Annotated in this window: 2 protein-coding genes and 1 pseudogene; all 3 read right to left on the bottom strand. The window is 59.1% G+C overall.

Going from position 1 to position 7,122, the window contains the following annotated elements:
* Positions 1-1,350 (bottom strand): dermonecrotic toxin domain-containing protein (locus AO277_RS09105; RefSeq protein ID WP_371411874.1); only part of this gene is annotated, 1,350 nt, incomplete at its 3' end.
* Positions 1,351-1,470: 120 nt separating this feature from the next.
* The gene (locus tag AO277_RS09100) at positions 1,471-2,592 is read right to left on the bottom strand and encodes a beta-ketoacyl-ACP synthase III (RefSeq protein ID WP_044319953.1); all 1,122 of its coding nucleotides are present in this window, start codon (positions 2,590-2,592) and stop codon (positions 1,471-1,473) included.
* 241 nt (positions 2,593-2,833) lie between these two features.
* Positions 2,834-6,705, bottom strand: a pseudogene (gene hrpA / locus AO277_RS09095) (ATP-dependent RNA helicase HrpA).
* Positions 6,706-7,122 lie beyond the last annotated feature (417 nt).

Here is a 7,122-nt window from a genome sequence, read left to right as displayed (position 1 = left end):
TTCGGTAGTTTTTTCATCGCTCCATCCTCTCAAAGGTTGGAGTCTCCGAGAAACCCGGGGCGGTTCAAGTATGTCCATGCCACTGTTTTTCAGGTTGTCGATCAGCGCATCCCTGGCTAGCTGATCAGCCTGCGCAGACGGCACCGCTATGGTCCGTGAATCAACGTAGGTTTTGGCCAGCAGGTGGTCGTAAAGCAACTCGAACGGGGTCTTGGAAAATGGCTGCGCCTGCAACACCAGGTCGGCATTGACGTCCAGCGTGTGTTCCTGGACCGGGTAGAGCCGCGATTTCAGCTTCGCAAAAAACTCCGGACTTTGGCCAAGGCTGACGAAGCGGCTGAAATAGCGCCTGTAACTGTCACTGTCGAGCGCTGCCACGAGGCTGTCGTTGAAAGCCCGGAGTGACGCGAACTGTTTGAGCGGGTGTGACGGCTCTGAAGGCATATAGACAAGACAAGGCTCACTGTCAGGGTCAGCAATATCCTGCTGAATCAGCAAAGCCCCGTGTAACAGGCAGCCCGAAAAAGCGTAGGTATCGAGCATATGCAACTGACAATAGCGCAACCCCCTGCCCCCCCATTGCGCATGGACGTCGGGCTTCACTACGCTCAACAGCATCTGGTAAGCGGCTTCGCCGATATCGCCCTTCATAATGGCAATGTGCGCAAGCACCTCGACAGAATCGCGCTCACCGTCGATAAAAACAGTGGCAACCGCTTTCGCAGCGCCTGGCGTGGAAGGCTTGAATACACTGTCCAGATGCGCCTGATACTGGCCACCAAGATCCAGTTCATGACAAAAATCAGCGAATTGCTCAAGGTCGATATCAAGACGGTCCTTGTATTCCACCTTGTACCTGCGCTGAGCACTGTCGATAAGCCAGTAACGCAGGCCTCCAGTACGAAGTATTGCCGAGTACGGATCGAAGCGGCTTCGGTTACTGGAGGCGAAGTTCTGCAAGGCGGCCTGCAACAGCGTCTGTTCAAGGGGATTCGGCTTCCAGGAACCGTCATAACGCCAAGTCATCAGTTGAAAGGCTTCGACATCCAAGGGAAGTTCGAAGCGTTCGAAAAACGCTTGCGTCAGCAGAGGCGCTGCGAATGCTTGTGCTGATAAAAGACGATTGCGAACGGGCCCAAGCGCATGCGTGGAACGCAGGGTTTTCTGATGACTGGCGTGCAGTGCCTGGCGCAAGGTCGCCGGGGCGTTCAAATACCAGTCAGGCAGGCTGCCTCTGATGAATCCGGCATTTGGATGCTCAACGTCGAATGGCGCAGAGTCGAGTTGTCGTGAGGAAGGCAGGGAACCAGGCGAGGCTGGCGTTCCAGACGTGGTGTAGGCGGTAAACATGATCGATACCCGTGATGGCTTCGTAAAAAGCCAACACAATAAAGATCCGCCGGGGTGCAGGTTACATAACGGGATATGACAGGCAGCGTCTGATATGCAGACGCTGCCCATAAAGCGCTATCAGCGCTTGCGCAGAATCACGCTGCCAATCGAGTAACCGGCACCGAACGAGCTGAGCACGGCGAGCGCGCCCTCGGGCAAGTCATCCTGATAGGTATGAAACGCAATGACCGAGCCTGCCGAGCTGTTGTTACCGTACGTGTCGAGAATCACCGGCGCTTCCTCTACGGTGGCATCACGACCCAGCAGCTTCTTGACGATCAACTGGTTCATGCTCAGGTTGGCCTGATGCAGCCAGAATCGTTTGACGTCAGTGATGTTGATACCGTTGTCCTGCAAATGCGCCGCGACCAGCTCGGCGACCATCGGGCACACCTCGCGGAACACCTTGCGGCCTTCCTGCACGAACAGCTTGTCCGGCGCATTCTGGCCCTCGTCCGAGGTACGGTTGAGGAAACCGAAATTGTTGCGGATGTTGTTGGAGAATTTGGTCAACAAACGAGTACTGACGATATCGAATTGGTAAGGCGAGGTGGCGAGATCCGCGCGCTCGACCACAACGGCTGTGGCCCCGTCGCCAAAAATGAAATGGCTGTCACGGTCACGGAAATTAAGGTGCGCGGTGCAGATTTCCGGACTGATCACCAGCAAGGCGCGGGCCTGCCCCAATTGCACGCTGTTGCAGGCTGCCTGAATGCCGAAGGTGGCCGAAGAACAGGCCACGTTCATGTCGAAACCATAGCCCGCGACACCCAGCGCTTCCTGAATCTCGATGGAAATCGCCGGATAGGCGCGCTGCAAGTTGGAGCAGGCAACGATTACACCGTCGATATCGGCAGCGGTTTTGCCTGCACGTTGCAAAGCCTGTTCGGCCGCAGCAACCCCCATCTGGCAGAGGATCGACCGTTCATCATTGCCGCGCTCCGGCAGGTTGGGCTTCATGCGCTGCGGGTCGAGAATGCCTTGTTTATCCATGACAAAGCGGCTTTTGATGCCCGATGCTTTTTCGATGAACGCGGCGCTGGATTCACTGAGTGCTTCCACTTCACCACGTTCGATAGCCGCTGCGTTATCGCTGTTGAACTGTGCGACATAGGCATTGAAAGACTGCACCAGCTCTTCGTTGGAGATGCTGTTGGCCGGGGTAAACAGGCCTGTGCCACTGATGACGACGTTGTGCACGGTCGTTCCTCTCTTATTGAGTTGCAGGTAAACACCTGCTCAGGCACGGTGTTCGGAGGCCCTCTGTTTTTGGGACCAACGTACCAGTGCGACTGTAAAAGCTGCCCGCAACAGAGAGCAGCATTTCATGACACGGTGAAGACAGGCGCGGAGTGTGCCACAGAGCCCGGTTTTGGCGCTATCGGGCCAATGAATATAGGCCTGATAGCGACAATTGACTGTGCTGAAGGCCGACGCAGGATCAGCCCTCCACCTGACTCCACTGCTTGCTCAACCGTTTGTCCGACACCGGCATTTTGGTGCCTAACTGCTGAGCGAACAGCGACACGCGATACTCCTCCATCCACCAGCGATACAGCGCCAGTTCCGGGTCGCGCTTGCCTTCCTGGGCGTGCTTGTCGGCACGTGTCTGGTATTGCGTCCACAGGCCTGCCAGCTCGATGCTCCACACCCGGTCTTTCTGCACCTGACCTGGCAGTTTTTCCAGACGCATCTCGATAGCCTTCAGGTAGCGCGGCAGTTCCTTGAGCCACACCGCCGGGGTTTCACGCACGAAACCGGGGTACACCAGTTTGCTCAGTTGCGCCTTGATATCGTTGAGGGCAACCGCCTGCGACAGGTCAATCTTGCCTTTGAAGCGCTTTTGCAGTCCGTGCCACAGCTTGAGAATCTCCAGCGTCAGCTTCGCCAGCCGTTCGGCGTGTTCGGTCCAGTCGGCGCGCTTGCGCTCAGCCAGCGACAACAGGCCGGCACCGTCGCGCGGCAACTCGGCTTCACCTTCCAGCACGCAACTGTCGAGGCTGGCCAGCAGGATGTCCTCTATCAACGCATCGATGCGGCCCAGCTCGCGGTGCAACAAGGCCAGCTCGGTCTGCCCCGGCAGTTTGTTACGCAGGAACTTCGCCGGTTCAGCCAGCTGTTGCAGCAACAAACGCTGCAAAGCACGGCGATGCTGATATTCAGCTTCGGCCTGCGTGGAGAACCGGCCTTCCTTGACCGCTCCGCCCTCTTCGACCAACGCGGGATAAACCGTCATCGACAACCCGGCGATGTTCTGCTGAGTCTTTTGCGCCACCGCAGCAAAGGCCTTGGCCTGCACCGGCTGCTGGCTTTTCGCGGTTTGAGGTACGGCCAGTGCGGCCTGGCTCGCCTCGGCAAAGCGCGCCGTCAGCTCGGCCAGATCACGACCCTCACCGAGGAACTTGCCGCTGCCATCGACGATTTCCAGGTTCATCTTCAGGTGGCCTTCAAGCTGCTGCGCGGCTTCAGCCCAGCCCTCTTCGCTGACCCGCACGCCGGTCATGCGCAGAAGCTCACGCCCCAGCGCCTGGGGCAATGAGCCCTCGCCGAAGGTAATACGTTGCAACGCGGCCTTGATGAAATCCGGGACCGGCACGAAGTTCTTACGCACCGCTTTGGGCAGGTTGCGCACCAGCGCAATGCTCTTGGTCTCGAGTAAGCCCGGCACCAGCCACTCCAGGCGCTCGGCAGGCAGCGACAGCAACAGGGGCGCAGGGACGCGCAAGGTCACGCCGTCACGTGGGTGGTTGGGCTCGAAGTGGTAACTCAGCGACAGACTGAGGTCGCCCAGGTGCAAGGTATCCGGATACTGCGCGGCGGTAACTTCACTGGCCTCGCGGGCCAGCACATCCTCTTCGCGCATGATCAGCAGTTGCGGGTTCTTCTGGCTTTCAGTCTTGTACCAACTGTCGAACGTGGCCGTCTGATGAATCTCGGCCGGGATTCGCGCTTCATAGAAGCTGAACAAGGTGTCTTCGTCAGCCAGAATATCGCGACGTCGAGCCTTGGCCTCCAGCTCATCGAGCTGCTCCAGCAGGCGGGTATTGGCACTCAGGCATTTGGCCCGCGACAGGATGTCACCGCGCACCAGACCTTCGCGAATGAACAGCTCGCGCGACACCACCGGGTCAATCGGCCCGTAATGCACCGGACGGCGACCAACCACGATCAGGCCGAACAGCGTAATCTGCTCGAACGCTACGACCTGCCCGCGCTTCTTCTCCCAGTGCGGCTCGAAATGATTTTTCTTGATCAGGTGGCCAGCCAGCGGCTCGATCCAGTCCGAATCGATCTTGGCCACCATGCGCGCGTACAGCTTGGTGGTTTCCACCAGCTCAGCGGTCATCAACCACTGCGGGCGCTTCTTGCCNCGCCAAGGTAGTCACCCTCGTCGGCCTTTTGCCCGATCTGACTCAGCAGACCAGAAAGAATGGCCTTGTGGAATTTCGGGTAATCGGCCGGTTCCTTGTTGACCGTCAGTTGCAGATCGCGGCAGATCAGGCTCAGCTGTCGATGGGAATCACACCACTCGCGCAGGCGCAGGTAATTCAGGAAATTGCGCCTGCACCAGTTACGCAGCGGGCTGGCCGTCAGGGTCTGGCGCTGCTCTTCAAAACCGCGCCACAGATTGACCAGCCCGGCGAAGTCCGAGTCGGCGTCTTTCCATTGCGCATGGGCCTGATCAGCCGCCTGCTGACGCTCGGGTGGACGCTCACGCACATCCTGCACGGACATGGCACTGGCCACGATCAAGACTTCCTGCAGGCTGCCCTGCTTCGCAGCTTCCAGAAGCATGCGACCCATGCGCGGATCCACTGGCAGGCGCGCCAGTTGACGGCCCAGCGGGGTCAGCTGATTTTCGCGATTGACTGCCGACAGCTCCTGCAACAGGTTGAAGCCGTCGCTGATCGCCTTGCCATCCGGCGGCTCGATGAACGGGAAATCGGTGATCTCACCCAGACGCAGGTGCAGCATCTGCAGGATGACCGCTGCCAGGTTGGTGCGCAGTATCTCGGGGTCGGTGAATTCAGGTCGACCGTTGAAATCTTCCTCGCTGTACAGACGCACGCACAAACCGGGCTCGACGCGCCCGCAACGGCCTTTGCGCTGGTTGGCGCTGGCCTGCGACACGGCTTCGATCGGCAGGCGCTGGACCTTGGCGCGATAGCTATAGCGGCTGATGCGTGCAGTACCGGTATCGATCACATAGCGGATGCCCGGCACGGTCAGCGAGGTTTCGGCCACGTTGGTGGCCAGCACCACACGACGACCCGGATGGGACTGAAAGATACGCTGCTGTTCGGCAGGCGAAAGGCGTGCGTACAGCGGCAGAATTTCGGTGTGCCTGAGCTGCGCCTTGCGCAGTACCTCGGCGGCATCGCGAATCTCGCGTTCGCCGGGCAGAAACACCAGCACGTCGCCCGGGCTCTTGCGCTCGCTACGCTCAAAGGACGCCAGCTCATCCAGCGTGGCCAGAATGGCCTGATCGACTGTCAGGTCTTCTTCGACGCTGTTGCCTTCCTCGTCCTGCTCGCTGGTCAGCGGGCGGTACCAGAGGTCGACAGGGAAGGTACGCCCGGACACTTCGATCACCGGCGCATCGTTGAAGTGCTCGGAAAAGCGCTGCAGGTCGATGGTCGCGGAGGTGATGATGACTTTCAGGTCCGGACGACGCGGCAGCAGGGTTTTCAGGTAACCCAGCAGGAAGTCGATGTTCAGGCTGCGTTCGTGGGCTTCGTCGACGATGATCGTGTCGTAGCGCTCAAGAAAGCGATCATGCTGGGTTTCGGCCAGCAGAATACCGTCGGTCATCAGTTTGATCAGCGTGTTGCTGTCGCTCTGATCTTCAAAGCGCACCTGATAACCGACCAGCGCGCCCAGCGGTGTGCCCAGCTCATCGGCCACCCGGCTGGCCACGCTGCGTGCGGCGATCCGGCGCGGCTGGGTATGGCCGATCAGACCGTGCTGGCCGCGACCGATTTCCAGGCAGATTTTCGGCAATTGGGTGGTCTTGCCGGAGCCGGTTTCACCGGCAATGATCAGCACCTGATGCTTGAGCAAGGCCTCCTTGATCTCATCGCGTTTGGCGGCGATGGGCAGGTTGTCGTCATAACGGATCGTCGGCACGCTCTCACGCCGCGCCGTCACCTGCGCACAGGAGGCTTGAACCCGCGCTACCCACTGCGCCAGCTTCGCCTCGTCAGGCTTTTTGCGCAGGTCATGCAACTGACGGCGCAGGCGATGACGTTCGCTGATCATCGCTTGGTCGAGGTTTTTCAGAAGTTGGTCGATAGAGGGCGATTCGTCGGTCATCAGGCGCGCAGGGTCTTTTTTCAAATGGCAGGTGCGGATTGTCGCAGATTGTGGCGGGTCGTGACGAATGGCCTGAATGCCAGGCTATCCATCGCGGTCATGGTTTGCCGGCAGCACTGCTCAATTACAACAAAGTATGAGGTACGAAATACCGGACGCTCCGCGTCCTTTTTGCGACGCAGAGCGTCGAGACCTGCATTCCCACGCTGGAGCATGCGGAACGATAATCTCAACTATCGTGCGGCGCTTCGCGTCGCATGCCTTTCCGGACGCTCCGCGTCCTCTTGCGACGCAGAGCGTCGAGACCTGCATTCCCACGCTGGAGTGGTATGACCCCCGAAGGTTGGACGCAACCTTTGGAGGCGTCATGGGTAAATATACAGTGCAGGCAAAACTCGCAGCCGTGAAAGAATATTG

The organism is Pseudomonas amygdali (genome assembly GCF_002699855.1).
Taxonomy (GTDB): Bacteria; Pseudomonadota; Gammaproteobacteria; order Pseudomonadales; family Pseudomonadaceae; genus Aquipseudomonas; species Aquipseudomonas amygdali.
The sequence above is the reverse complement of the archived record's forward strand: the minus strand, read 5'-3'. Positions and strand labels throughout refer to the sequence as shown.